Source organism: Pseudomonas sp. 22082 (assembly GCF_052046055.1).
Taxonomy (GTDB): domain Bacteria; phylum Pseudomonadota; class Gammaproteobacteria; order Pseudomonadales; family Pseudomonadaceae; genus Aquipseudomonas; species Aquipseudomonas pharyngis.
In genome coordinates this window covers 20,825-45,677 of record NZ_JBQEQB010000023.1, presented here as the reverse complement: position 1 = coordinate 45,677, position 24,853 = coordinate 20,825, and the positions used below count along the sequence as shown (strand labels likewise).

Genomic DNA, 24,853 nt, shown 5'->3' with positions numbered 1-24,853 from the left:
CGCTCAGCTTTCAAGCTGCCGCAATCGCTTGTACAGCGTATTGCGGCTCACCCCCAATCGCCGCGCCAGGTGGGAAATATTGCCCCCGGCCAGCTGCAACTCCCGGTTCAACGCCTCGGCATCGTTCAGGTCGATGCTCAACGGCTCGGCCACTTCGACGGGCTCCATCTCCAGGTCGACGAAAAAATCGTCCGGCAAATGCTCGGGTCGAATCGGTTGTTCCTCGGCCATCGCCAGCGCCACCTGCATCACGCTGCTGACCTGGCGCAGATTGCCCGGCCACGGGTGCCGCTCGAACAGTTCCAGCACCTCGCGACTCAATCCCGCCCACTGCGATGGCTCGCGATGTTGTTCCCACAGGCGTTTGAACAGCGCCTGCTTGTCGCTGCGCTCGCGAAGCGGAGGTAGTTCCAAGGTCAGGCCGCCGATGCGGTAGTACAAATCCTCGCGAAAGCGCCCCAGTTGCACCTGTTCCCGGAGCGAACGGTTGGTGGCGGAAATGATCCGCAGATCCACCGGGAACAGCTCGCTGCTGCCCACCGGTTGCACGCAGCGCTCCTGCAACACCCGCAACAGCCGGGCCTGGGTTGGCAGTGGCATATCGCCAATTTCATCGAGGAAAAGCGTCCCCTTGTCGGCCTTGCGGATCAGGCCGATGCTGCCTTTCTGGTTGGCACCGGTGAACGCGCCTTTCTCGTAGCCGAACAGCTCTGACTCCACCAGTTCGGCGGGGATCGCCGCGCAGTTGACGGCGATGAACGCCTGTTTGCTGCGGGAGCTGGCTTGGTGCAGGGCTTTGACGAAGACTTCCTTGCCTACCCCGGTTTCGCCGTGAATCAGCAGCGGGATGTCCTTTTCCAGCAGACGTTCAGCCTGGCGCACGGCTTTCTCCACGCGGCTGTCGCCGAAGTGCAAAGTGCTCAGGCTGATGGCCGTGGGTGCGGCGACTTTCGGTTCGGCGGTTCTGGTTTCAGCGGTTCTGGTTTCAGCGGTTCTTGTTTCAGTGAAGACTCGCGCCTGAACCGGCGCCTGTTTAGGTCGCTTCAACAAACACTGGAAACGATTGCGCCCGGAAGTCTGCAAGGCAAACGGCAAACCGTCCGGCTGATTGATCAACTCCAGCAACGACACCTTGAACAGGCTTTCAACGCTGACCCGCGACAAGCGCACACCCAGCAGATTGTCGGCCCGACGGTTGGCCGACAGCACCTGACCGCTCTCATCAAAGATCAGCAGCCCGGCCCACTGGCTGTCGAGGTTGTTCAACCCGGTGTTGAAGGTCAGTTGAAAGTGCTGACCATGGAACAGGTTGAGGATCAGCCGGTTCTCCACGGTCTGGCTCATCATCTTGACCATGCCGAGGGTATGCGAGGGCGGCAGATAGCTGTCACTGGACACATCAAGTACGGCGATGACCTTGCGCTCGGCATCGAAAATCGGCGCGGCGGAACCGGTCATGAAGCGGTTGGCCTTGAGAAAGTGTTCATCGTGTTCGATGTGCACCGCCTGCTCGCAGGCCAGCGCCGTGCCGATGGCGTTGGTGCCGCTGGCGCGTTCGATCCAACTCGCTCCCGGTTGAAAACCCCGCGCCAGACTCGGCTCGATAAAGCGTTGCGTGCCCCACGAGGTCAGCACCTGGCCCTGATTGTCGGCGAGCATGATCAGGCAGTTGGAATTGCTGAGGATGTTTTCGTAGTAGGGCAAGACTTCCTGGTGGGTGGTCTGCACCAGCGCGTGATGGCTGTCGAGCAGATGCGCGATGCCGGCGGCGGGCAACTGATCAAAGGCCGGGGCGCTTTGGTGATCCAGACCGAACGCGCGGCAACGTTGCCAGGAACTCTGGACGAGGGCGTCGTGGGAAAGCGGCGGAGCAGGTGCGGCCATGATTGGCAGTCTCTGAAGGGTGCTTTGTTGTTTTTGTTATGGCTCATTCGATGAGCAAAAAGCATCCATAGAGTGTTGTTCACTATTGTTCATTGTCAATCGCCAAACTGTTCAATTGTTCAGTCGCGACTGTTCACTTGTGTTCAGCTACGAACCACGGTTTGCGTGGCTTTCAGCGAATCTGGCGGTAAATCAACAGCTTGCCGTTTCTGGCACGAATGTCGCTCTACAGGACAGGTCGCTTGACTCCAATAATAAAAAGGCCGAGCCATGTCACTCACCCTGGAGCACGTCTGCCGTACCGTCGAGGGCCAGACCTGGATCGACGATGCGAGCCTGAAATTCGAACCTGGATCTTTCAACGTTTTGCTCGGACGCACGCTGTCCGGCAAGACCAGTCTGATGCGCCTGATGGCCGGTCTGGACAAGCCCGACAGCGGCCGCATCCTGATGAACGGCGTCGACGTCACCCAGCGCCCGGTGCGTTTGCGCAACGTGTCGATGGTCTATCAGCAGTTCATCAATTACCCGACCATGACGGTGTTCGAGAACATCGCCTCGCCGCTGCGCCAGGCCGGGATCTCCAATGAGCAGATTCAGAGCAAGGTGCAGGAAACCGCGAAGATGCTGCGCATCGAGAAGTTTCTCAAGCGCTATCCGCTGGAACTGTCCGGCGGCCAGCAACAGCGCACCGCGATGGCCCGGGCGCTGGTCAAGGATGCCGAGCTGATCCTGTTCGACGAGCCGCTGGTCAACCTCGACTACAAGCTGCGCGAAGAACTGCGCCAGGAAATGCGCGAGCTGTTCAAGGCGCGCCACACCATCGCGATTTACGCGACCACCGAGCCCAATGAAGCGCTGGCGCTGGGCGGCACCACCACCATTCTTCATGAAGGCCGGGTGATCCAGAGCGGCCCGTCGACCGAGGTCTATCACCAGCCGCAAACGGTGCTGGCGGCTGAATTGTTCTCCGAGCCGCCGATCAACCTGATGCCGGGGCGCATCGCCGGTAACGAAGTGAGTTTCGCCAACTTCGTGCACTTCCCGTTGAACGTCGACCTGCGGCCGGTGGGCGAGGGCGAGTTCCGTTTTGGCGTGCGCCCGAGCCACATCTCGCTGGTGCCGAGCAACGATGACGACCTGGAACTGGCGGTGACCGTCGAGGTGGCGGAAATCAGCGGTTCGGAAACCTTCCTCCACGTGCGCAACGAGCATTTCCTGCTGGTGCTGCATTTGCCGGGGGTTCACGAATACGACGTCGATGCGCCGATCCGCATCTATATCCCGACCCATAAACTGTTTGTGTTCGATGCGCAGGGCCGTCTGGTGCAGGCACCGGGCCGGCGCGTCGCGAGGGTTGCCTGATGGCCGAAATCCGTTTGCAGCACCTCGCCCACAGCTACAGTAAAACCCCGAGCGGGCCCGAGGATTACGCGATCCGTGAGATGGACCACATCTGGGAGCAGGGCGGCGCCTATGCTTTGCTCGGCCCTTCGGGTTGCGGCAAGTCGACCTTGCTCAACATCATTTCCGGCCTGCTCAGTCCGTCCCAGGGCCATGTGCTGTTCGATGGCAAAGCGGTCAACGACCTGACCCCGGAGAAGCGCAACATCGCCCAGGTGTTCCAGTTCCCGGTGGTGTACGACACCATGACCGTGTTCGACAACCTGGCCTTTCCCCTGCGCAATCAGGGCCTGGCCGAGGCGAAAGTGCACAGCAAGGTGCAGGAAATCGCCGAAGTTCTCGACCTGCAGAACCTCCTGAGCAAGAAGGCGCGCAACCTCACCGCCGACGAAAAACAGAAAGTCTCCATGGGCCGTGGTCTGGTGCGCGATGACGTCTCGGCGATTCTGTTCGACGAGCCGCTGACGGTGATCGACCCGCACCTGAAATGGAAATTGCGGCGCAAGCTCAAGCAGATCCACGAGCAGTTCAACATCACCATGGTCTACGTCACCCACGATCAGCTGGAGGCCTCGACCTTCGCCGACAAGATCGCGGTGATGTACGGCGGCCAGATCGTCCAGTTCGGCACGCCACGGGAATTGTTCGAGCGGCCGAGCCACACCTTTGTCGGCTACTTCATCGGCAGCCCGGGGATGAACCTGATCGAAGTGCAACCGCAACCGGGCGGGGTCGGTTTCAACTCGACCCATCTGCCGCTGTCCGACGCCTTGCAGCGCCATATCGAACACGGCCAGTGGAAAAATCTGAAGGTCGGCATCCGTCCCGAGTTCATCCATGTGTGGGACGAGCCGTTCGATGACGCGATGCAGGCGCGGGTCGTACACGTCGAAGACCTCGGCACCTACAAGATCATGACCCTGGATCTGGACGGCGCACCGCTGAAAGTGCGTCTGGCCGAGGACAAACCGGTGCCCCAGGGCACGGCGTACATCAGTTTTCCGGCGCAGTGGCTGATGGTCTATGCCGACGAGTTTCTGCTGGATGCCACCGACAGCGAGGTACAGCCATGAACAAGGTGCAGAACAACAAAGCCTGGTGGCTGGTGTTGCCGGTGTTCCTGCTGGTGGCCTTCAGTGCGGTGATTCCGATGATGACCGTGGTCAACTATTCGGTGCAGGACATCTTCGATCAGTCCAGCCGCTACTTCGTCGGCGCCGACTGGTACAAGCAGGTGCTGCTTGATCCGCGTCTGCACGACTCGTTGCTGCGCCAGTTCATCTACTCGGCGTGTGTGCTGCTGATCGAAATCCCCCTCGGGATCGCCATTGCCCTGACCATGCCGACCAAGGGTCGCTGGTCATCGGTGGTGCTGATCGTGCTGGCGATCCCGCTGCTGATTCCATGGAACGTCGTCGGTACCATCTGGCAGATTTTCGGCCGCGCCGACATCGGCCTGCTCGGGTCGAGCCTCAACGCCATGGGCATCAGCTACAACTACGCGGCCAACACCATGGACGCCTGGGTCACCGTGCTGGTGATGGACGTCTGGCACTGGACTTCGCTGGTGGCGCTGCTGTGTTTCTCCGGCCTGCGGGCGATTCCCGATGTGTATTACCAGGCCGCGCGCATCGACCGGGCCTCGGCCTGGGCCGTGTTCCGGCACATTCAGTTGCCCAAGTTGAAAAGCGTGCTGCTGATCGCGGTGATGCTGCGCTTCATGGACAGCTTCATGATCTACACCGAACCGTTCGTGCTCACCGGTGGCGGGCCGGGTAACTCGACGACCTTTCTGAGTCAGACCCTGACCCAGATGGCCGTAGGCCAATTCGACCTGGGGCCGGCGGCGGCATTCTCGCTGGTGTACTTCCTGATCATCCTGCTGGTGTCCTGGCTGTTCTACACCGCCATGACCCACAACGATGCCAACCGCTGAGGCCCGGCCATGAGCAAACGTCTTACCCCTATGAAAAAAGTGATCCCACTGCTGCTCTACATTCTGTTCCTGCTGGTGCCGATCTACTGGCTGCTGAACATGTCGTTCAAGAGCAACACCGAAATCCTCGGCGGACTGACTCTTTTCCCACAGGATTTCACGCTGGCGAACTACAAGGTGATCTTCACCGACCCGAGCTGGTACACCGGCTATATCAATTCGCTGTACTACGTCAGTCTGAACACGATCATTTCTCTGACCGTGGCGCTGCCGGCGGCCTACGCGTTTTCGCGCTACCGTTTTCTCGGCGACAAGCACCTCTTCTTCTGGCTGCTGACCAACCGCATGGCGCCACCGGCGGTGTTCCTGCTGCCGTTCTTCCAGCTGTATTCGTCGATCGGCCTGTTCGACACCCACATCGCCGTGGCGCTGGCGCACTGCCTGTTCAACGTGCCGTTGGCGGTGTGGATCCTTGAAGGCTTCATGTCCGGGGTGCCGAAGGAAATCGACGAAACTGCCTACATCGACGGCTACAGTTTTCCCAAGTTCTTCGTGAAGATCTTCATCCCGCTGATCGGCTCCGGCATCGGTGTGACGGCGTTTTTCTGCTTCATGTTTTCCTGGGTCGAACTGCTGCTGGCGCGCACGCTGACTTCGGTGAACGCCAAACCGATCGCGGCGGTGATGACGCGCACGGTGTCGGCATCCGGGATTGACTGGGGCGTACTGGCGGCAGCGGGGGTGTTGACTATTCTCCCCGGCATGCTGGTGATCTGGTTCGTTCGCAACCACGTGGCCAAGGGCTTTGCCCTGGGCCGGGTCTGAGGAACTGATGATGGAATGGATGAGCTGGACCGTCCCGACGGCGGCGTTTTTCATCGTGATTGGTTTGATCCTGGTGGGCATGACCACCTGGGAACTGCGCTCGCCGAGCATTTTGCGGCGAGGGTTTCTGCCGATTGCCACCACCCGTGGCGATCGCTTGTTCATCGGTCTTCTCGGCAGCGCCTACCTGCATCTGCTGGTAATCGGCGTGACCGACTGGAGCATCTGGGTAGCGTCCGCGTTGTCCCTGGTGTGGCTGTTGGCTGTGATGCGTTGGGGCTAGTCGAATCGCTCGGCAATCGTGCTCCGAAAACCTAACAGGAGGTCTCTATGTTCGATAAGAAAAATAAGCTGCGACATAGCATTTCATTGGCAGCCATGCTGGCACTCAGCGGTTTGAGCGCGTCCGCCTGGGCCGACGCCTACGAAGATGCCGCAAAAAAATGGATCGGCAGCGAGTTCAAGCCGTCGACCCTGACGGCCGAGCAGCAGCTCGAAGAACTGAAGTGGTTCATCAAGGCGGCCGAGCCGTTCCGCGGGATGGACATCAAGGTTGTCTCGGAAACCCTGACCACTCACGAATATGAATCCAAGGTGCTGGCCAAGGCCTTCAGCGAAATCACCGGCATCAAGCTGACCCACGACCTGCTGCAGGAAGGCGACGTGGTGGAAAAAATGCAGACGGTGATGCAGTCGGACAAGAACATCTACGACGGCTGGGTCAACGACTCGGACCTGATCGGTACGCACTTTCGCTACGGCAAGACCGAATCGATCACCGACCTGATGGCCAACGAAGGCAAGAACTTCACCTCGCCGACCCTCGACATCAAGGACTTCATCGGCATCTCCTTTACCACTGCGCCGGACGGCAAGATCTATCAATTGCCCGACCAGCAGTTCGCCAACCTTTACTGGTTCCGCGCCGACTGGTTCGAACGCGCCGACCTGAAAGCCAAGTTCAAGGAAAAGTACGGCTATGAACTGGGCGTGCCGGTGAACTGGTCGGCCTATGAAGACATCGCCAAGTTCTTCAGCGAAGACGTCAAGGAAATCGACGGCAAGCGCATCTACGGGCACATGGACTACGGCAAGAAAGACCCGTCGCTGGGCTGGCGCTTCACCGATGCCTGGTTCTCCATGGCCGGTGGCGGCGACAAGGGCATTCCCAACGGTTTGCCGGTGGACGAGTGGGGGATTCGCGTCGAGGATTGCCACCCGGTCGGTTCCAGCGTGACCCGCGGCGGCGACACCAACGGACCGGCGGCGGTGTTCGCCACCACCAAATACGTCGACTGGCTGAAGAAGTACGCGCCACCGGAAGCGGCGGGCATGACCTTCTCCGAATCCGGCCCGGTGCCGTCCCAGGGCAACATCGCCCAGCAGATCTTCTGGTACACGGCCTTCACCGCCGACATGACCAAGCCGGGTCTGCCGGTGGTCAACGCCGACGGCACTCCGAAATGGCGCATGGCGCCGTCGCCGCGCGGACCGTACTGGGAAGAGGGGATGAAGCTCGGTTATCAGGACGTGGGCTCGTGGACTTTCATGAAATCCACGCCTGAGAAACAGAAACTCGCGGCCTGGCTGTACGCGCAGTTCGTGACCTCGAAAACCGTGTCGCTGAAGAAAACCATCGTCGGCCTGACGCCGATTCGTGAATCGGACATCAACTCGCAAGCGATGACCGATCTGGCGCCGAAACTCGGTGGTCTGGTCGAGTTCTACCGCAGCCCGGCCCGTGTGCAATGGACGCCGACCGGAACCAACGTGCCGGATTACCCACGCCTGGCACAATTGTGGTGGAGCCACATCGCCGAAGCCGCCAGCGGCGAGAAGACCCCGCAACAGGCCCTCGACGGTCTGGCCAAGGATCAGGACGCGATCATGACCCGCCTGGAACGCTCCAAGGCCCAAGCGGTGTGCGCCCCGAAAATGAACCCCGAGCGCGACGCGCAATACTGGTTCGACCAGCCGGGCGCACCAAAACCGAAGCTGGCCAACGAGAAGCCGAAAGGCGAAACCGTGAGCTACAACGAACTGCTCAAGTCGTGGGAGGCGGCACGCAAGTAAGCGCTTTTGCGGGACGGGACGGCACCTTCGGGTGCCGTTTTTCTTTGTGCGGGATTCAGACCAGAACAGCCAGATCTGTGTACTGAGCCACCAGGGGATCGGCGGTTAGCAGCTTCATCGGCTCAATCATGGCGGTTGCAACAATAAGCCGATCGAATGGATCGCGATGGTGGTGTTCAAGCTCCTTTACGGCAATGGCGTGTTCTGAGGTCACTGGGAGTTCGATAAAACCGCTGTCGAGGCTGTATTGCCTTATCTCTTCGAGATCAACATTCAACTTGCCGAGCCCGACCTTGATCGCCATCTCCCAGTAGGTCGCAGCGCTGATGTAGATTTCGGTGGCGTTCTCAATCAGTTTTCTGGCTTTTGCGGAGAGTCTGGAATCGTCTGAAAGCGTCCAGAGCAGAATGTGGGTGTCGAGCAATACCCTCATGACCGGCCACCCTCAAACGCGTCGAGCATGTCATCCGGTAGTGGCGCGTCGAAGTTTTCGGGGAGCACGAGTTTGCCCTTCATCGCACCTATGCGCGGACCGTGAGCGTTGGTGACAGGAACCAGACGAGCGAGTGCACGCCCATGTTTGGCAATTGTGATGATTTGCCCCGAGGCGGCCTCATCGACGAGTCTGGATAGATTGTTTTTGGCTTCGGCCAACGGAACGATGATCATCATGTCCTCCTCATATTCTGGACAAATATAGCCAGAATCAAGGGGGCCGGCAAAGTCCCGGATTTGTTCTGTGCAGGTGAGGGGCAAACCTGCACGCCGCGCTATATAGGGAAATTGCATGACTTTGCTCCGTCGCTCGACCACCGATGAATCGAAGCTGCTCACCAGCTCAAAAAAGATTTCACGTTTCATTGTCCGTTCTGGCCTCAGCCGCTTGGTAAACCGTGACCCAAGATAACGTCTTGTTTCCTGGCGTGGCTGTAGGACGAGACGGGCATTCTGGAGAGAGCTTTCTGTGTTCCCGGCGGGACGGGCCAGTAACGGAAAAAAATCCTACGGCCATATAACGCTCACCTTTCGATTTCACGTTTCACCGCCCGACGCACCGCTTTGAGGATGGCGTTTTCAAAGGCGTTGTGCCCGGCATGCAGCAGTCGGCAGTGGATGTTCATGCGTTGCCTGAGCCAGCGCACGCTGGCCATGCCATGGGTGTCGTGGATGCCCTGGATCAGCAGGGTGTTGTCGTCGAGGGTCAGGTATTCGTCCTTTGGTGTGAAGAAATAGTTGTGCAGGTGGTAATGCAGTTCGAGGCGGATCGCGAGCACCGCTTCCTGATCGACGAAGCGCTCCAGTGTGGCGCGGCAAATCGTCTGCCCTGTGCGACGTAGAACAGCGTTCAACCATTCGATGGCGGCGCGGTGTTGCTGCGATGGACAGCCTTCGCCGAGGATCCGGTAGATGTTCCTGGCGCGTTGGCCGGGCGATGATTCTGGCGATTGCGTCAGCCCGTCATTGAGCGCCTGATCGTAAGCCCGGACATTGTCGGCAAACGGCACGAATACCGAAACCAGCGTGGTTTTCAGCAGGTGCTGCGGGTAACGCTGCTGGTACTGAATCGCCAGCCAACTGCCCCATGACACCCCCAACACACTGATTTTTTCGAAGCCGAAATGCTGGCGCAGGCCATCGATATCTTCGACACACAGCCCGGTAGTGTTGTCCTGCAGCTCGCCGTAAGGCGTCGAGCGCCCGCAACCCCGTTGGTCAAACAGGATGATGTCGAACCGGCCCGGGTCGAAGAACTGCAAATGGTGGCGGCTGATACGCCCGCCGGGCCCTCCATGGAGGAAAAACACCGGTTCGTGTCCCGGAACACCATGCCGTTCCCAATAGAGTTGATGGCCGTCGCCGGTCGGGTAATAACCTCGGCTGTGCAGGGAGAAGGTCATGACGCCTGAACCGTCAGACGATAGAACTGGAACAGCTCGACCTGCCCAGGCCGTGCCGCGACGCTGGATTCAAGTTTCAGGTGGTGGGTGGAGGCAAGCCAGGTGACCGGGATCAGCACCGGGGTGTGACCGAAAACGAGGATCGTGCCGCCGGGCTTGACGCAGCGGATCAGCGACTCGAATGCGGTTTGGGCCGCTCGGCGGGTCAAGACTTCGGCGTTGAGGAAACGCAGGATCAAGACATCGCAGCGAATCCCGGTATCGAAGGCTTCACTCGCCTCCAGCACATCGAACTCGACGGAGGTTGCGCTGTGCCATCGCCTGGCATGTTCGATCATCGAGGCCGAACGGTCACTGCCCAGGCAAAGACAGTCGGGCAGGGCACGGGCGAGATGGGCGATGAACGCGCCCGTTGAACAAGCCGGGTCGTAAACCAGTGCGCCTTTTTCTGTGATGGCCTGGAGCAGCCTGGCGCAGTATTCGCGCAGGTGGTGTTCGTCGGTGTTCAGCTGTTCGGCCAGTGATTCGTTGCCTTGCCAGAACTCTGCCGGGCAGACCGCTTCCCGGCCCGCCTCATCCAGCAGCGGGAAGGGAAACAGGATCTCGCTGTCAGCCTGATGCAAGGCGTGCTCGAAGAACTGCGCTTTGTCGGCGGGGGAGACCGTCCGATAGCCGATTGACAGCCCGTCATCCCCCCACAATGAATGCAGATGCGGGCCAAACAACATGTCGGGTTTGAGCGAGCTGCTGGCCTGCCATCGAAAATGCCGGTCACGTTGCAGGAGCTTGCGGCCGACCCAGAGCTCATCGTTCACCCGCAGTAAAAAAATGTGATGCAGTCCGCTGCCTCGCGGTTCGAGGAAGTGGCCAACAGCGCCGTTCTCGTTGAGGTAAAGGCGCATGGATCGGGCCAGTGTCAGCTCCCGGTTGCGATCGGGTCGGCTCATGGGGCGGGCCTCTCCAGCGTACGGCCCCGGGCTTGCGGGACGACGACGTTACCGCTGCAGACCACGAAGAAGCGTTCCAGTCCGGGGATCACCACATTGAGCAGGGTCGTGCCGAGCTCGGTTCGCTGCAGGACCGCTGCACCCAGCGTACGGCCATGAATCCGCAGGTCTTGAATCAGCAGGTGCAGTTGATTTTGCACCGACAGGTCTTTGGCGGAATCCGGCAGTCTCTCCTCGTGTTGAACGCAGTGATGCAGCAGCGTCTGCGGATCGAACTGCGCACAGCGCAGCAGGCGCGGGAACGGTTGCAGGTTGCGCAGCGCATTGGCCAGCGTCTGGCGGTATTCGGGTTCGGCGGCACTCAGTTGCAACTGCACCAGTTCAGTGAGTGCCCGCCACGCCGCGTGGCGCGGGTCGAGAGAGCTGCCACTGCCGAATATCTGTGGGTGAGGGCCCGGTTTCGTCGTGAACGCCAGAAAGGTCCGGGTCATGAATTCGGTGCTGATATCCACCAGCACGATTTCGCCGTCGATTTCCTGTTCGGCATCGGCCCACAGACGACTTAGGTCGTCACTGCCATCAACGCGCGCCACCCGTCGCAGTGGCGGATGGTTCTGGTAGTAAAAATGGTTGAGCAGAAACAACGACACGGCGTCGCGCTCAATGCATTCGTTGGCGGCGTGCAGCATCGCTTCGTTGTAAGTGGCGCCAATCGCGGTGCCGCTGTTGCTGGCGTAACGCCGCACGGCGCGGTAGTCCGCCATGCCCGGTGACGAGGGTAAACGTGAGCCGTTCGGCGAAGTCAGCGCCACCGGATAGGAAAACCGGTCATGCCACGGCGGACAGACATAGGTCCGGCAGGTGATGTGCACGTTTTGCTGGCAAGTGAGTCTGTGCAGAAGCGAGTCATCGGCAAACATTGGTGTGTCTTTAAAATAGCGTTCCGTTTCGTGGTGAACATCGTAGGTACAGAGCTCATCCGTCCAGTAATGCTCGAGCGCTTCATAGAGCGCGCCCAGGTGCGCCTGATCCGCATAACCCTTGCCGGAGCCACGGGCATGACGGTTGTCGCCGCCATGAAGACTCGCCTGAACGGCAACCACTTTGCTGCCGAGGGTGCGGGTGTGCGGTGTGAGGCCCAGGCGTGAAAGTTCGGTGTGAATACGCCGTTCTGCCTGATCGGCCGTGAGCTCACGCTCGGCCAACGTTGTCTTGTCCATGATTTCCTTCCTGGAAAGCCCGCGAGGGCGCAAGGCCCCCGCGAGTCCTGTCACTCGGCGTTGAGTTCCGCCTGTTCTTCCTCGGTCAGTTGCAGCGCTTCGATCTGCTCTGGAGAGGGCGCTTCCTGCTCTTCCAGTTCATCGATAGGGTTTGCGTTCCAGCTGCCCATGTAGCCCATGATGTTGCTCCTTGGTTGTTGTTTGGGAGTGCTGTTGCAAGCACGAGCCGAATCTAAAAGGGTGGTGAGGGCGGGGTCAAAAATGTCCGGACGTTTCCAGCCGCGGGTTTCAGCGGTGTCGAAACACGTACTGATAAAACGTGAATTGACGTGCTGGAATCACCAGGCGGGGCGCTTCTGAGAGCATCGAACGGCGTGATAACGGTCGAGTCAGGCGAAAGGAATCTGCGTTCTGAGACGTTCTGTTTCCTGCCGTTGTCAGATGTTTCATCGCGGGGATGACGCAAATTCGTACTGAAGGATTTACGTGGACTTATGGAACAGTTATGCGGTGAGTTTTCCTATGAGGTTTGGCAAAGTACCGCACAATCGGCGCAAGCTTTCCGGCGTTCAAGCAGGACTGGCAGGGGGAACTCGGAATGCTCGCCCAGAAGCAAAAACGGCACCCGAAGGTGCCGTTTCTGTTTGTAGCCAACGATCGCTAAACGATCAGCCCGCCAGGCCCGATTGCTGAACCAGGGTCAGCAACGGTTGTGGGTACAGGCCGAGGAAGAACGCCAGGACGGCAATCGCCAGCAGCATCACGCCGCCTGCTTTCTGTTCCCAGTGCAGTTGGGCGTCGTGGCGGCGCAGGTTCGGTTCGATCAGGTACAGGGTGACCATCACGCGCAGGTAGTAGAACACGCCGATGGCGCTGCCCAGGACCAGGGAACCGACCAACCACCATTGGTGCGACTCGACACCGGTGGCGATGATGTAGAACTTGCCGATGAAGCCAGCGGTCAGCGGGATACCGGCCAGGGACAGCATCATCACGGTCAGGACGGCGGTCAGGTACGGACGGCGCCAGAACAGGCCGCGGTACTCGTACAGCGCGTCTGCGTCACGGCCGTTGTACGGCGAGGACATCAGGGTGATCACGCCGAAGGCGCCGAGGCTGGTGATCACGTAGGTGACCAGGTACACGCCGATGGCTTCCACGGCCAGACCCTTGCTCGCCACCAGTGCAATCAGCAGGTAGCCGAAGTGCGCGATGGAGGAGTAACCGAGCAGACGCTTGAGGTTGCTCTGGGTCAGGGCCAGCAGGTTACCGAACAGGATCGAGGCAATGGCGATGATGGTCAGCACGTTGCTCAGTACGCCACTGCTTGCGGCAGGGGAGATCTGGAACAGACGAACCATGACCGCGAACACAGCCACTTTCGACGCGGTGGCGAGGAACGCGGCCACCGGTGCCGGAGCACCTTCGTACACGTCCGGCGTCCACAGGTGGAACGGTACCAGCGACAGCTTGAACGCCAGACCGATCAGCATCATGCCCAGGCCCAGTTGCGCCAGCGAGCTTGGCAGGCCGGTCGCGGCCAGTGCCTGACCGATACCGACGAAGCTCAGCGAACCCGAGTCGGCGTACAGCAGCGCCATACCGAACAGCAGGAACGCGGAACCGGCGGCCGACAGCACCATGTACTTGATGCCGGCTTCCAGCGAACGCTTGTTGAAGAAGGCGTAGGCCACCAGACCGTAGACCGGCACCGACAGCAGTTCCAGACCGATGAACAACCCGGCCAGGTGCTGCGCGCTGACCAGAACCAGGCCACCGGCGGCAGCCATCAGGATCAGCAGGTACAGTTCTTCACGGTTGCCCGGGTAACCCGAACCGCCATCGCCGAGGTAGGCGTGGGCGAGGGTGACGCAAGCGAGGGTAGCGACCAGGATCAGCGCCATGTACAGGCAGGCAAAGGTGTCGATCTGCAGCAATGGAGTCACGGCCAGAGGCGCGACTTTCAGGGCCGGCAGGATCGACAGCAAGGCCAGGTTCAGACCCGCCACCGAAATCAGGAAGGTCTGCGAGTGGTTGCGGCGCCAGGCGATTGCCAGCATCACCACGATAATGGTGAGGCTGGTGATCAACAGTGGCGCTAGCGCAATAAAGTGTTGAATCGTGAATTCCATAGCGCTCTTACCGGGCCGAAGCGAGTTGAGTGAAGGCGGTGCCGAGCCACTGCTGCACGCCATGCATCGTGGCGGCGGAAGTGTCGAGGAACGGTTGCGGGTAGACGCCGAGGTAAATCAGCAGTACCGCAAGGCCCAGCACCATGATCAGTTCGCGACCGTCCATGCCGTGCAGGATCGAATCCGATTTGGACGGACCGAAGTAAGCGCGGTGGATCATGATCAGCGAGTAGACCGAACCGAACACCAGACCGGAGGTGGCAATCGCGGTGATCCATGGCGCACTGGCGAATGTACCGATCAGGATCAGGAACTCGCCGACGAAGTTACCGGTGCCTGGCAGACCCAGCGAAGCGGCTGCGAAGAACAGGCTGATCGCCGGCAGGTAAGCGATACGCGACCACAGACCGCCCATCTCACGCATGTCACGCGTGTGCAGACGCTCGTACAGCTGACCGCTGAGGATAAACAGTGCAGCTGCCGACAGACCGTGCGCCAGCATCTGGATCACGGCACCTTGCAGTGCCAGTTGGCTGCCGGAGTAGATGCCGATCAGTACGAAGCCCATGTGGGAAACGGACGAGAAGGCGATCAGACGCTTGATGTCGGTTTGCGCGAACGCCAGGAACGCACCGTAGAAGATCCCGATCAGACCGAGGGTCATGGCGATCGGCGCGAACTCGGCCGAGGCGTTCGGGAACAGCGGCAGGGCGAAACGCAGCAGACCGTAGGCCGCGGTTTTCAGCAGGATACCGGCGAGGTCGACGGAACCTGCAGTCGGCGCCTGGGCGTGAGCGTCAGGCAGCCAGGAGTGGAACGGAACCACTGGCAGCTTGACCGCGAAAGCGATGAAGAAACCGAGCATCAGAATGTACTCGGTGGTCATCGACATCTTGGTCTTCAACAGGTCGGCGTAGTTGAAGGTGATCACGCCGGTGCTGTTGTAATTGACCAGGACCAGACCGAGGATCGCCACCAGCATGATCAGGCCGGAAGCCTGAGTGAAGATGAAGAACTTGGTTGCCGCGTAGATCCGGGTTTTCTTGCCGTCCGAAGAACTGTGACCCCAGAGCGCGATGAGGAAGTACATCGGCACCAGCATCATTTCCCAGAAGAAGAAGAACATGAACAGGTCGAGGGCGAGGAACACGCCGACAACGCCGCCCAGGATCCACATCAGGTTCAGGTGGAAGAAGCCAACGTGACGTTGAATCTCTTTCCACGAGCAGAGTACCGAGAGGATGCCCAGCAGGCCGGTCAGCAGGATCATCAGCAGCGACAGGCCGTCGAGGGCCAGGTGCACATTGATGCCGAAGCGCTGGATCCAGACGTGCTTGAACTCAAGCGCCCAGGTCGGATCGGCGCCAGGCGCCGGTGCAAATGAATAGTCACCGTGGGCCCACAGCCAGAGGCCGAGGGCGAGTTCCAGGGTCATGGTCAACAGCGCAATCCAGCGGGGGAGGGTGGCGCCGAAGCGCTCACCCAGCCAGCACAGCAGGCCGCCGATGAAGGGGATCAGGATTAGCCAAGGCAGAATCATGACGGGCTCGTTTCCTTTCGCAAATTCGCAAGGTTCATATCAGACCGCTACCAGCACGACAGCGCCGATGACCAACACGGCACCAGCAGCCATCGAGGCGGCGTACCAACGCAGTTGACCGGTTTCAGTACGGCTCAGGGCGGTGTGACCACCCTTGGCCATGCGCGGGATCAGACCGATGGTCTGGTCGAGCGGGTCTTTGCGCAGTACATGGCTGATCGCAAGGTACGGCTTGACGAACAGTTTGTCGTAGATCCAGTCGAAGCCCCAGGCAGCGAACCACCAGGCCGAAAGGAGACGGCCGATGCCGCTGTTGGCGATCGCGGTGACGAAGCGACGCTTGCCGAGGAACAGCAGGGCCGCCAGCAGGATACCGGCCAGGGCGATGGCACCCGAGGCAATTTCCAGACTGTGCTTGGCTTCGCCACCGGCATGGCCAACGCTCTCCGGCAGTACGCCGTGCAGTGGTGGAACGATCATGGCGCCGACGAAGGTCGACAGCACGATCAGCACCGACAGCGGCAGCCAGTGAGCGATGCCGTGACCGGCGTGGGCTTCGGTCTTGGCTTCACCGTGGAACGCGATGAAGATCAGGCGGAAGGTGTACAGCGACGTCATGAAGGCACCGACCAGACCTGCGTAAAGCAGACCGTGGTTGCCGCTGGCGAACGCTTCCCAGAGGATTTCGTCCTTGGAGTAGAAACCGGCGGTCACCAGCGGCAGGGCGGCCAGGGCGGCACCACCGACGATGAAGCTGGCGTAGGCCAGCGGCAGTTTCTTCCACAGGCCGCCCATCTTGAAGATGTTCTGCTCGTGGTGGCAGGCAACGATCACCGCACCGGAGGCAAGGAACAGCAGGGCCTTGAAGAAGGCGTGGGTCATCAGGTGGAAGATCGCGCCTTCCCAGGCACCAACGCCCAGCGCCAGGAACATGTAGCCGATCTGGCTCATGGTCGAATAGGCGAGGATACGTTTGATGTCGGTTTGCACCAGTGCGGCGAAACCGGCCAGTACCAGGGTCACACCGCCCACGATGCCGACCAGGTGCAGGATGTCCGGCGCCAGGGCGAACAGGCCGTGGGTACGGGCGATCAGGTAGACACCGGCAGTCACCATGGTTGCGGCGTGGATCAGTGCCGAAACCGGGGTAGGGCCGGCCATCGCGTCCGCAAGCCAGGTCTGCAGCGGCAGTTGCGCCGATTTACCGACCGCACCGCCCAGGAGCATCAGGGTCGCCAGCACGATCCAGAAATCGCCGACCTTGAAGTGCTCAGGCGCCTTCACCAGCAGCTCCTGGACGTTCAGCGTGCCCAGTTGCTGGAACAGGATGAACAGGCCGATCGCCATGAACACGTCGCCGATACGGGTGACGATGAAGGCTTTGAGTGCGGCGTTACCGTTGTTGCGGTTGCTGTAGTAGAAACCGATCAACAGGTACGAGCACAGGCCCACACCTTCCCAACCGAAGTAGATGAACAGCAGGTTATCGCCGAGGATCAGGAACAGCATGCTGGCGATAAACAGGTTGGTGTACGAGAAGAAGCGCGAGTAACCGTCTTCACCACGCATGTACCACGATGCAAACAGGTGGATCAGGAAGCCGACACCGACGACCACACCGAGCATGGTCACGGACAGACCATCCAGGTACAGCGCGAAGTCAGGCTGGAAGCCTTCCACCGACATCCAGCGCCACAGCACCTGGGTGTAGACGCCACCTTCCGGTGGCGCGACGTTGAATTGCCAGATCACGTAAGCCGCGACGATGGCAGACAGGCCGATGGAGCCGACACCGATCAGCGCCGACAGGTTTTCCGAGAAGCGGCCGCGGGAGAACGACAGCAACAGGAACCCGATCAGAGGGAATACGAAAGTCAGAAAGAGTAGGTTCATCCGCGCATCTCACTGGCAGCGTCGATATCGAGCGTGTGGAAGCGGCGATACAGTTGCAGCAGGATCGCCAGGCCAATACTGGCTTCGGCGGCTGCAAGGCTGATCACCAGGATGAACATGATCTGTCCATCCGGTTGCGCCCAGCGGGCGCCCGCAACGATGAAGGCCAGTGCAGAGGCGTTCATCATCACTTCCAGACTCATCAACACGAACAAAATGTTGCGGCGGACCATCAGGCCGACCAGACCAAGGCAGAACAGGATGCCGGCGACGGCCAGGCCATGCTCCATAGGTATAGAACCGAGAGGGATAACAGGCATGTTCTACTCCTTAGCCTCATTACGGCCCAAATGGAACGCCGTGACGGCTGCAGCGAGCAGCAGCATCGAGGCGAGTTCGACCACCAGCAGATACGGACCGAACAGGCTGATGCCCACGGCTTTTGCGTCGACGGTGGTGTGGCCGATGGCCTGACCGCTCTGGTGAGCGAACAGCACATACAGCAGTTCGGCCAGCAGCAGGGCGGCGAGAATCACCGGCCCCGCCCAGATCCCGGGCTTGAGCCAGGTGCGTTCCTGCTGCACCGAGGCCGGGCCCAGGTTCAGCATCATCACCACAAACACGAACAGCACCATGATGGCGCCAGCGTAGGCGATCACTTCCAGCACGCCGGCGAACGGCGCGCCGAGTGCGAAGAAGGTCATGGCCACGGCGATCAACGAAATGATCAGGTAGAGCAGGGCGTGCACAGGATTGGTGTTGGTGACCACACGCAGTGTGGACACAACAGCGATACCCGATGCGAAATAGAAAGCGAATTCCATCGTTCTTCCTTAAGGCAGCAAGCTCTTCACGTTGATCGGCTCGGCTTCGTTTTGTGCGGCACCTTTCGGCTTGCCCGCAACGGCCATACCTGCAACACGATAGAAGTTGTAATCAGGGTTTTTGCCGGGGCCGGAGATCAGCAGATCTTCTTTCTCGTACACCAGGTCCTGACGTTTGAACTCGGCCATCTCGAAATCCGGGGTCAGCTGGATCGCGGTGGTCGGGCAGGCTTCCTCGCAGAGACCGCAGAAAATGCAGCGCGAGAAGTTGATACGGAAGAAGTCCGGGTACCAGCGACCGTCTTCGGTTTCAGCTTTCTGCAGCGAGATGCAACCCACCGGGCACGCCACGGCGCACAGGTTGCAGGCTACGCAGCGTTCTTCGCCATCGGGGTCGCGGGTCAGGACGATGCGGCCACGGTAGCGCGGTGGTAGATAGACCTGCTCTTCCGGGTATTGCAGGGTGTCGCGCTTGCGAAAGCCATGGCCGAAGACCATGACCAGGCTGCGCAACTGGGTACCGGTACCCTTAACGATGTCGCCAATATATTTGAACATGGGTCAAATCCTCACTGAACCGCAACCGCAGGTGTGTTCCACAACACAACCGCAGCGGTTATCAGCAAATTGATCAGGGTCAGTGGCAGGCAGAATTTCCAGCTGAAATCCATCACCTGGTCATAACGCGGACGCGGGATGGAAGCGCGCAGCAGGATGAACAGCATGATGAAGAACGCGGTCTTCAGTGCGAACCAGACGAAGGACAGTTGCGGCAGGATGCCGAACGGACCGTGCCAGCCACCGAAGAACAGGGTGACCAGCAGCGCCGAGATCAGGATGATGCCGATGTATTCACCGACGAAGAACATGCCCCATTTCATACCGGCGTATTCAATGTGGTAACCGTCGGCCAGTTCCTGCTCCGCTTCCGGCTGGTCGAACGGGTGACGGTGAGTCACGGCCACGCCAGCGATGAAGAAGGTACAGAAGCCGAAGAACTGCGGAATGATGAACCACAGGTTCTGCGCCTGGTACTCGACGATGTCGCGCATGTTGAACGAGCCGACCTGCACCACGATGCCCATCAGGGCCAGGCCCATGAACACTTCGTAGGACACGGTCTGCGCCGAGGCACGCAAGCTGCCCAGAAGGGCGAACTTGTTGTTGCTCGACCAGCCGGCGAACAGCACCGCGTAAACCGACAGACCGGCCATGGCGAAGAAGAACAGCAGGCCGATGTTCAGATCCGCCACGCCCCAGGTCGGGGTGATCGGGATGATCGCGAACGCGATCAGCAGGGCGGACATGGCCACCACCGGTGCCAGGGTGAAGATCACCTTGTCGGCAAACGGCGGGGTCCAGTCTTCCTTGAAGAACATCTTCAGCATGTCGGCTGCGATCTGGAACATGCCGAACGGGCCAACGCGGTTCGGACCGTAACGGTCCTGCCACCAGCCCAGCAGGCGACGCTCGACAAAGCTGAGCAACGCGCCTGCGACCACCACGGCCAGCAGGATCACGATGGCCTTGATGACCGTCAGGATCACATCGATCACTTCAGGGGTGAACCAGGTCATTGCGCTGCCTCCTGCAGACCATCAACGGTTTGGCCGAAAATCGCCGGTGGAATGCCTGCCAGACCGGCCGGCAGTGCAACCAGGCCAGCGCCCAGCTCTTCATTGATGCGCAGCGGCAGACGCAGGGTCTGGCCGGCAACATTGAGGCTCAGCAGTGCGCCGTCGTTGACGCCCAGGCGATCCGCTTCCGACTTGGCCAGTGCAACGTAGGCAGCCGGGATGCGTTCCTGGACCGGAGCGGCTTTTGACGAGTTCTCGTCGCTGCCGAACAGGTGGTAGAACGGCACGGCTTGCCAGGTGCCCTGGGCTGGGTTGAACGCGCGCGGAACACTGGCGAACCAGTTCAGCGAATCACCGCTGCTTTCGATCAGGCGGGTGCCCGGATCGCCAGCGCGCAGGTGACCACCGACCTCGTCCTGGAACTTGTTCCAGGCCTGCGGCGAGTTCCAGCCCGGCGACCAGGCGAACGGCACTTGCTGACGCGGTTCGGCGGAGCCCGAGTAACCTTCCATCGAGAAGGCGAACGCGGTGTCCTTGTCCTGCGGGGTGCGTGGTTCGTGAACGCTGATGTCGGCGCGCATCGCGGTGCGACCGGAGTAACGCAGCGGCTCACGCGCCAGTTTCAGACCCTTGATGCGGAACGAAGCGGACGGTGCGGCGTCGACAATACGGGCCAGTTGCGGCGTGCTCGAAGCAACGGCAGCGGTCACGTGGTCGAGTTGCGTCCAGTCGATCGGCTGGTTCAGCAGGGTGGCGCGCAGGGCGTGCAGCCAGCGCCAGCCTTCGTGGACCAGAATGCTCGCGTCCATGTATTGCGGGTCGAAGACCTGGAAGAAGCGCTGGGCGCGACCTTCCTGGCTGACCAGCGTACCGTCGCCTTCAGCGAAGCTGGCGGCTGGCAGCACCAGATGCGCGCGGTCGCTGGTGGCGGTCTTCTGATGGTCGGCAACAATTACCACTTGCGCAGCGTTCAGTGCCGCATCGACCTTGGCTTTGGCGGTGCGGGTGTACAGATCGTTTTCCAGCACGACGATGGCGTCGGCCTTGCCGTCGATGACCGCTTGCAGCGCGGCATCGACCGATTCGCCACCGAGCATGGCCAGGCCGAGGCTGTTGGCTTCCGGCACGATCAGGCTGATCGAACCGTTCTTCTCGCGCAGCTTCAGGGCCTTGGCGATGTTCGCCGCGGCTTCGATCAAGGCTTTGGAGCCCAGCGAAGTACCGGCGATGATCAGCGGACGCTTGGCCGCGAGCAGGGCGTCGGCGATGCGCTTGGCCAGCTCCAGGGCTTCGGCGTCCAGACCTTCAACGGCCGGTGCGCTGGCGTCCAGGGCGTGAGCCACGGCGAAACCGATGCGGGCCAGATCGTCTGGAGCGGCGTGTACACACTCTTCGGCGATGTCGTCGAGCTTGGTTTCAGCCAGGCTGGCGATGAACAGCGGGTTCAGTTCGTGCTGACCGATGTTCTTCACCGCAGCGTCGAGCCAAGGCTGGACGCGCATGGCTTCGGCCATGTCTTCGGCCTTGCCTTTGGCCGACTGACGCAGAGCCAGGGCCATACGGGCGGCAGTCTGGGTCAGGTCTTCACCGAGGACGAACACGGCGTCGTGATCTTCGATGTCGCGCATGTTCGGCACGGGCAGGGGGCTGTCTTTCAGCACTTGCAGGACCAGACGGATGCGCTCCAGTTCGGAGGCCTCGATACCGGAGTAGAAGTGCTCGGCGCCTACCAGTTCACGCAACGCGTAGTTGCTTTCCAGGCTGGCACGCGGCGAACCGATACCGACGATGTTGCGACCGCGCAGCAGGTCGGCGGCTTTGTCCAGCGCAGCATCCAGGCCAAGCTTGGTGCCGTCGGCCAGCAGCGGCTGACGTGGGCGGTCGGTGCGGTTGACGTAGCCATAACCGAAACGGCCACGGTCGCACAGGAAATACTGGTTCACCGAACCGTTGTAACGGTTTTCGATGCGACGCAGTTCGCCGTAACGCTCGCCCGGGGAGATGTTGCAACCGCTCGAGCAGCCATGGCAGATGCTCGGCGAGAACTGCATGTCCCACTTGCGGTTGTAGCGCTCGGAGTGAGTCTTGTCGGTGAACACACCGGTCGGGCAGACCTCGGTGAGGTTGCCGGAGAACTCGCTTTCGAGGGTGCCGTCTTCAACGCGACCGAAGTACACGTTGTCGTGGGCGCCGAATACACCGAGGTCGGTGCCGCCGGCGTAATCCTTGTAGAAACGCACGCAGCGGTAGCAGGCAATGCAGCGGTTCATCTCGTGGGAAATGAACGGGCCCAGTTGCTGGTTCTGGTGGGTACGTTTGGTGAAGCGATAACGGCGCTCGTTGTGGCCGGTCATCACCGTCATGTCTTGCAGGTGGCAGTGACCGCCTTCCTCGCACACAGGGCAGTCGTGCGGGTGGTTGGTCATCAGCCATTCAACGACACTGGCGCGGAACGCCTTGGATTCTTCATCGTCGATGGAGATCCAGGTGTTGTCGGTGGCAGGGGTCATGCAGGACATGACGATGCGACCACGGGTGTCGTTCTCGTCGGTGTACTGTTTGACCGCGCACTGGCGGCACGCCCCGACGCTACCAAGCGCGGGGTGCCAGCAGAAATAAGGGATGTCGAGGCCCAGCGACAGACATGCCTGTAACAGGTTGTCTGCCCCGTCGACTTCGAGCGCTTTGCCGTCTACGTGGATAGTGGCCATGGTTCAAAGGTCTTCGTTGGCCCGGTGTCAGCGGGCGTGGCTAATGGAATCTTGTTATCCGTCCGAATCCAGTCAGCCCCGAAAGGCGTCATCGGACGAAAGGCGAAGGGCACGGACCCTTCGCCTTTTTTAAGCGTTTACGCGCCGACTGTGATCGGCTTCGCCAGAGGCGGGACGGTGGCGCTTGCGGGCGCGATACCGGCTTCGAACTCTGGACGGAAGTATTTGATGGCACTGCCCAACGGCTCCACGGCACCCGGTGCGTGAGCACAGAAGGTCTTGCCCGGGCCGAGGAAGTTGACCAGACCCAGCAGGGTCTCGATGTCGCCTGGCTGGCCGCGGCCTTGTTCGATGGCCATCAGCAGCTTGACGCTCCATGGCAGGCCATCACGGCAAGGGGTGCAGAAACCGCAGGATTCGCGAGCGAAGAACTGCTCCATGTTGCGCAGCAGGGACACCATGTTGACGCTGTCGTCCACCGCCATGGCCAGGCCGGTACCCATACGGGTGCCCACCTTGGCGATGCCGCCGGCGTACATTTGTGCGTCGAGGTGTTCCGGCAACAGGAAACCGGTACCGGCGCCGCCTGGCTGCCAGGCCTTGAGCTTGTAACCGTCGCGCATGCCGCCGGCGTAATCTTCGAACAGCTCGCGACCGGTCACGCCGAATGGCAGTTCCCACAGGCCAGGGTTCTTGACCTTGCCGGAGAAGCCCATGAGCTTGGTGCCCATGTCTTCGCTGCCGTCGCGGGCCAACGATTTGTACCAGTCCACGCCGTCGGCGATGATCGCCGGCACGTTGCACAGGGTTTCAACGTTGTTCACGCAGGTCGGCTTGCCCCACACGCCGACGGCGGCAGGGAAGGGCGGCTTGGAGCGAGGGTTGGCGCGGCGGCCTTCGAGGGAGTTGATCAGTGCGGTTTCTTCACCGCAGATGTAACGCCCGGCGCCGGTGTGGACGAACAGCTCGAAGTCGAAGCCGCTGCCCAGGATGTTCTTGCCCAGCAGGCCCGCTGCCTTGGCTTCTTCCACGGCACGGTTCAGGTGCTTGGCGGCGGTGGTGTACTCGCCACGCAGGAAGATGTAACCACGGTAGGTTTTCAGCGCGCGGGCGCTGATCAGCATGCCTTCGATCAGCAGATGGGGCAGTTGCTCCATCAGCATGCGGTCTTTCCAGGTGTTCGGCTCCATTTCATCCGCGTTGCACAGCAGGTAGCGGATGTTGATGGATTCGTCCTTTGGCATCAGGCCCCACTTCACGCCTGTGGGGAAGCCTGCACCGCCGCGACCTTTGAGGCCTGCGTCTTTCACGGTCTGGACGATGGCGTCCTGATCCATGTCGGCGAAGGCCTTGCGCGCAGCGGCGTAACCGTTCTTGGCCTGGTACTCGTCGAGCCACACGGCTTCGCCGTCGTCACGCAGGCGCCAGGTCAGCGGGTGAGTCTCGGCCGAACGCTGGATGCGGTTGGCAGGACCGAAAGAAGTCAGGGTCATACGTAGCCCTCGAGCAGTTTGGCGACGCCGGCAGGCTGGACATCGCCAAAGGTGTCGTCATCGATCATCAGCGCCGGTGCCTTGTCGCAGTTGCCAAGGCAGCAGACCGGCAGCAGGGTGAAACGACCGTCGGCAGTGGTCTGACCCAGGCCGATATCCAGGTTGTTCTGGATTTCGCTGACCACCGACTCGTGGCCGCCGATGTAGCAGACCATGCTGTCGCAGACGCGAATGATGTGACGGCCGACCGGCTGACGGAAGATCTGGCTGTAGAACGTGGCCACGCCTTCAACGTCGCTGGCCGGGATGCCGAGGATCTCGCCGATGGCGTACAGGGCGCCGTCCGGCACCCAGCCGCGTTCTTTCTGAACGATCTTCAGGGCTTCGATCGACGCCGCGCGCGGGTCTTCGTAGTGATGCAGCTCGTGCTCGATGGCCGAGCGCTCGGTTTCACTCAGGGTGAAACGGTCTGTCTGGATAAGCGTGCTGTTCATGC

The 24,853-nt window shown here is 60.7% G+C and carries 23 protein-coding genes; 6 read left to right on the top strand and 17 right to left on the bottom strand.

The genetic code is table 11. The annotated features are described in order from the left end of the window. Positions 1-3: 3 nt before the first annotated feature. The gene (locus tag ACTJK9_RS23730) at positions 4-1,884 is read right to left on the bottom strand and encodes a sigma-54-dependent Fis family transcriptional regulator (protein WP_221397672.1); all 1,881 of its coding nucleotides are present in this window, start codon (positions 1,882-1,884) and stop codon (positions 4-6) included. A 270-nt stretch (positions 1,885-2,154) separates the two neighbouring features. On the opposite strand from ACTJK9_RS23730, the gene ACTJK9_RS23725 reads away from it, so the two are divergent. Genes ACTJK9_RS23725 through ACTJK9_RS23700 form a run of 6 tightly spaced genes read left to right on the top strand, consistent with a single transcriptional unit; the run spans position 2,155 to position 8,122 of the window. Beyond that, positions 2,155-3,249, top strand: a complete 1,095-nt coding sequence (locus ACTJK9_RS23725) for an ABC transporter ATP-binding protein (RefSeq protein ID WP_064597764.1) — start codon at positions 2,155-2,157, stop codon at positions 3,247-3,249. Beyond that, a complete protein-coding gene (locus ACTJK9_RS23720; RefSeq protein ID WP_085699085.1) occupies positions 3,249-4,361 on the top strand; it encodes an ABC transporter ATP-binding protein in 1,113 nt (370 codons plus the stop codon). The genes ACTJK9_RS23725 and ACTJK9_RS23720 overlap by 1 nt, the downstream gene beginning before the upstream one ends. Continuing rightward, positions 4,358-5,224, top strand: coding sequence for a carbohydrate ABC transporter permease (locus ACTJK9_RS23715; protein ID WP_007951487.1), 867 nt, complete (start codon positions 4,358-4,360; stop codon positions 5,222-5,224). Before ACTJK9_RS23720 ends, ACTJK9_RS23715 begins: the two co-directional genes overlap by 4 nt. Positions 5,225-5,254: 30 nt before the next feature. Beyond that, positions 5,255-6,049, top strand: coding sequence for a carbohydrate ABC transporter permease (locus ACTJK9_RS23710; RefSeq protein WP_371915867.1), 795 nt, complete (start codon positions 5,255-5,257; stop codon positions 6,047-6,049). A gap of 10 nt (positions 6,050-6,059) precedes the next feature. Further along, the gene (locus ACTJK9_RS23705) at positions 6,060-6,332 is read left to right on the top strand and encodes a DUF2160 domain-containing protein (RefSeq protein WP_039767461.1); all 273 of its coding nucleotides are present in this window, start codon (positions 6,060-6,062) and stop codon (positions 6,330-6,332) included. Between the two features lie 47 nt (positions 6,333-6,379). Next, entirely contained in the window at positions 6,380-8,122 is a 1,743-nt protein-coding gene (locus ACTJK9_RS23700) for an ABC transporter substrate-binding protein (protein ID WP_007951484.1), read from the top strand. Positions 8,123-8,177: 55 nt separating this feature from the next. Here ACTJK9_RS23700 and ACTJK9_RS23695 read toward each other — a convergent pair whose 3' ends face one another. The 16 genes from ACTJK9_RS23695 to nuoE form a co-directional block, all read right to left on the bottom strand. Then, a complete protein-coding gene (locus ACTJK9_RS23695; protein ID WP_039767456.1) occupies positions 8,178-8,555 on the bottom strand; it encodes a type II toxin-antitoxin system VapC family toxin in 378 nt (125 codons plus the stop codon). Then, complete coding sequence (locus tag ACTJK9_RS23690; protein WP_256575417.1) at positions 8,552-8,983, bottom strand: type II toxin-antitoxin system Phd/YefM family antitoxin; 432 nt, start codon at positions 8,981-8,983, stop codon at positions 8,552-8,554. The genes ACTJK9_RS23695 and ACTJK9_RS23690 overlap by 4 nt, the downstream gene beginning before the upstream one ends. Positions 8,984-9,141: 158 nt before the next feature. After that, positions 9,142-10,020, bottom strand: coding sequence for an alpha/beta fold hydrolase (locus ACTJK9_RS23685; protein WP_440816656.1), 879 nt, complete (start codon positions 10,018-10,020; stop codon positions 9,142-9,144). Beyond that, positions 10,017-10,922, bottom strand: a complete 906-nt coding sequence (locus tag ACTJK9_RS23680; RefSeq protein ID WP_440816653.1) for a class I SAM-dependent methyltransferase — start codon at positions 10,920-10,922, stop codon at positions 10,017-10,019. Before ACTJK9_RS23680 ends, ACTJK9_RS23685 begins: the two co-directional genes overlap by 4 nt. Before the next feature lie 41 nt (positions 10,923-10,963). Next, positions 10,964-12,187: a YcaO-like family protein gene (locus ACTJK9_RS23675; protein ID WP_440816650.1), complete on the bottom strand. Its 1,224-nt coding sequence runs from the start codon at positions 12,185-12,187 to the stop codon at positions 10,964-10,966. A gap of 50 nt (positions 12,188-12,237) precedes the next feature. After that, positions 12,238-12,366, bottom strand: coding sequence for a hypothetical protein (locus ACTJK9_RS23670; protein WP_256574470.1), 129 nt, complete (start codon positions 12,364-12,366; stop codon positions 12,238-12,240). Between the two features lie 489 nt (positions 12,367-12,855). After that, the gene (gene nuoN, locus ACTJK9_RS23665; protein WP_064597748.1) at positions 12,856-14,319 is read right to left on the bottom strand and encodes an NADH-quinone oxidoreductase subunit NuoN; all 1,464 of its coding nucleotides are present in this window, start codon (positions 14,317-14,319) and stop codon (positions 12,856-12,858) included. Between the two features lie 7 nt (positions 14,320-14,326). After that, positions 14,327-15,859, bottom strand: a complete 1,533-nt coding sequence (gene nuoM / locus ACTJK9_RS23660; RefSeq protein ID WP_011334963.1) for an NADH-quinone oxidoreductase subunit M — start codon at positions 15,857-15,859, stop codon at positions 14,327-14,329. A gap of 39 nt (positions 15,860-15,898) precedes the next feature. After that, complete coding sequence (gene nuoL / locus ACTJK9_RS23655; RefSeq protein ID WP_074688953.1) at positions 15,899-17,752, bottom strand: NADH-quinone oxidoreductase subunit L; 1,854 nt, start codon at positions 17,750-17,752, stop codon at positions 15,899-15,901. Then, a complete protein-coding gene (gene nuoK / locus ACTJK9_RS23650) occupies positions 17,749-18,072 on the bottom strand; it encodes an NADH-quinone oxidoreductase subunit NuoK (protein WP_085699101.1) in 324 nt (107 codons plus the stop codon). The genes nuoL and nuoK overlap by 4 nt, the downstream gene beginning before the upstream one ends. A 3-nt stretch (positions 18,073-18,075) precedes the next feature. Further along, positions 18,076-18,576 (bottom strand): NADH-quinone oxidoreductase subunit J, encoded by a 501-nt coding sequence (gene nuoJ, locus ACTJK9_RS23645; protein ID WP_007951462.1) that lies wholly within the window; start codon positions 18,574-18,576, stop codon positions 18,076-18,078. 9 nt (positions 18,577-18,585) lie between these two features. Then, positions 18,586-19,134 (bottom strand): NADH-quinone oxidoreductase subunit NuoI, encoded by a 549-nt coding sequence (gene nuoI / locus ACTJK9_RS23640; protein ID WP_011334960.1) that lies wholly within the window; start codon positions 19,132-19,134, stop codon positions 18,586-18,588. 11 nt (positions 19,135-19,145) lie between these two features. Next, complete coding sequence (gene nuoH / locus ACTJK9_RS23635) at positions 19,146-20,153, bottom strand: NADH-quinone oxidoreductase subunit NuoH (protein WP_007964859.1); 1,008 nt, start codon at positions 20,151-20,153, stop codon at positions 19,146-19,148. Continuing rightward, on the bottom strand, positions 20,150-22,864 hold the full coding sequence (nuoG, locus tag ACTJK9_RS23630; protein WP_440816643.1) for an NADH-quinone oxidoreductase subunit NuoG: 2,715 nt from the start codon (positions 22,862-22,864) through the stop codon (positions 20,150-20,152). The genes nuoH and nuoG overlap by 4 nt, the downstream gene beginning before the upstream one ends. A 137-nt stretch (positions 22,865-23,001) precedes the next feature. After that, positions 23,002-24,357 (bottom strand): NADH-quinone oxidoreductase subunit NuoF, encoded by a 1,356-nt coding sequence (gene nuoF / locus ACTJK9_RS23625; RefSeq protein ID WP_039767423.1) that lies wholly within the window; start codon positions 24,355-24,357, stop codon positions 23,002-23,004. Further along, complete coding sequence (nuoE, locus tag ACTJK9_RS23620; RefSeq protein ID WP_440816639.1) at positions 24,354-24,851, bottom strand: NADH-quinone oxidoreductase subunit NuoE; 498 nt, start codon at positions 24,849-24,851, stop codon at positions 24,354-24,356. Before nuoE ends, nuoF begins: the two co-directional genes overlap by 4 nt. Positions 24,852-24,853: the final 2 nt, after the last annotated feature.

Bases quoted from the DNA above. Each gene is read 5' to 3' on its own strand.
- ACTJK9_RS23705 (WP_039767461.1), top strand. From the start codon at position 6,060: ATGGAATGGATGAGCTGGACCGTCCCGACGGCGGCGTTTTTCATCGTG.
- nuoI (WP_011334960.1), bottom strand. From the start codon at position 19,134: ATGTTCAAATATATTGGCGACATCGTTAAGGGTACCGGTACCCAGTTG.
- nuoH (WP_007964859.1), bottom strand. From the start codon at position 20,153: ATGACCTGGTTCACCCCTGAAGTGATCGATGTGATCCTGACGGTCATC.
- nuoE (WP_440816639.1), bottom strand. From the start codon at position 24,851: ATGAACAGCACGCTTATCCAGACAGACCGTTTCACCCTGAGTGAAACC.
- ACTJK9_RS23725 (WP_064597764.1), top strand. From the start codon at position 2,155: ATGTCACTCACCCTGGAGCACGTCTGCCGTACCGTCGAGGGCCAGACC.
- ACTJK9_RS23695 (WP_039767456.1), bottom strand. From the start codon at position 8,555: ATGAGGGTATTGCTCGACACCCACATTCTGCTCTGGACGCTTTCAGAC.
- ACTJK9_RS23680 (WP_440816653.1), bottom strand. From the start codon at position 10,922: ATGCGCCTTTACCTCAACGAGAACGGCGCTGTTGGCCACTTCCTCGAA.
- ACTJK9_RS23685 (WP_440816656.1), bottom strand. From the start codon at position 10,020: ATGACCTTCTCCCTGCACAGCCGAGGTTATTACCCGACCGGCGACGGC.
- nuoK (WP_085699101.1), bottom strand. From the start codon at position 18,072: ATGCCTGTTATCCCTCTCGGTTCTATACCTATGGAGCATGGCCTGGCC.
- nuoM (WP_011334963.1), bottom strand. From the start codon at position 15,859: ATGATTCTGCCTTGGCTAATCCTGATCCCCTTCATCGGCGGCCTGCTG.
- nuoL (WP_074688953.1), bottom strand. From the start codon at position 17,752: ATGAACCTACTCTTTCTGACTTTCGTATTCCCTCTGATCGGGTTCCTG.
- ACTJK9_RS23715 (WP_007951487.1), top strand. From the start codon at position 4,358: ATGAACAAGGTGCAGAACAACAAAGCCTGGTGGCTGGTGTTGCCGGTG.
- ACTJK9_RS23690 (WP_256575417.1), bottom strand. From the start codon at position 8,983: ATGAAACGTGAAATCTTTTTTGAGCTGGTGAGCAGCTTCGATTCATCG.
- nuoG (WP_440816643.1), bottom strand. From the start codon at position 22,864: ATGGCCACTATCCACGTAGACGGCAAAGCGCTCGAAGTCGACGGGGCA.
- ACTJK9_RS23720 (WP_085699085.1), top strand. From the start codon at position 3,249: ATGGCCGAAATCCGTTTGCAGCACCTCGCCCACAGCTACAGTAAAACC.
- ACTJK9_RS23670 (WP_256574470.1), bottom strand. From the start codon at position 12,366: ATGGGCTACATGGGCAGCTGGAACGCAAACCCTATCGATGAACTGGAA.
- nuoJ (WP_007951462.1), bottom strand. From the start codon at position 18,576: ATGGAATTCGCTTTCTATTTCGCATCGGGTATCGCTGTTGTGTCCACA.
- ACTJK9_RS23710 (WP_371915867.1), top strand. From the start codon at position 5,255: ATGAAAAAAGTGATCCCACTGCTGCTCTACATTCTGTTCCTGCTGGTG.
- nuoF (WP_039767423.1), bottom strand. From the start codon at position 24,357: ATGACCCTGACTTCTTTCGGTCCTGCCAACCGCATCCAGCGTTCGGCC.
- ACTJK9_RS23700 (WP_007951484.1), top strand. From the start codon at position 6,380: ATGTTCGATAAGAAAAATAAGCTGCGACATAGCATTTCATTGGCAGCC.
- nuoN (WP_064597748.1), bottom strand. From the start codon at position 14,319: ATGGAATTCACGATTCAACACTTTATTGCGCTAGCGCCACTGTTGATC.
- ACTJK9_RS23675 (WP_440816650.1), bottom strand. From the start codon at position 12,187: ATGGACAAGACAACGTTGGCCGAGCGTGAGCTCACGGCCGATCAGGCA.
- ACTJK9_RS23730 (WP_221397672.1), bottom strand. From the start codon at position 1,884: ATGGCCGCACCTGCTCCGCCGCTTTCCCACGACGCCCTCGTCCAGAGT.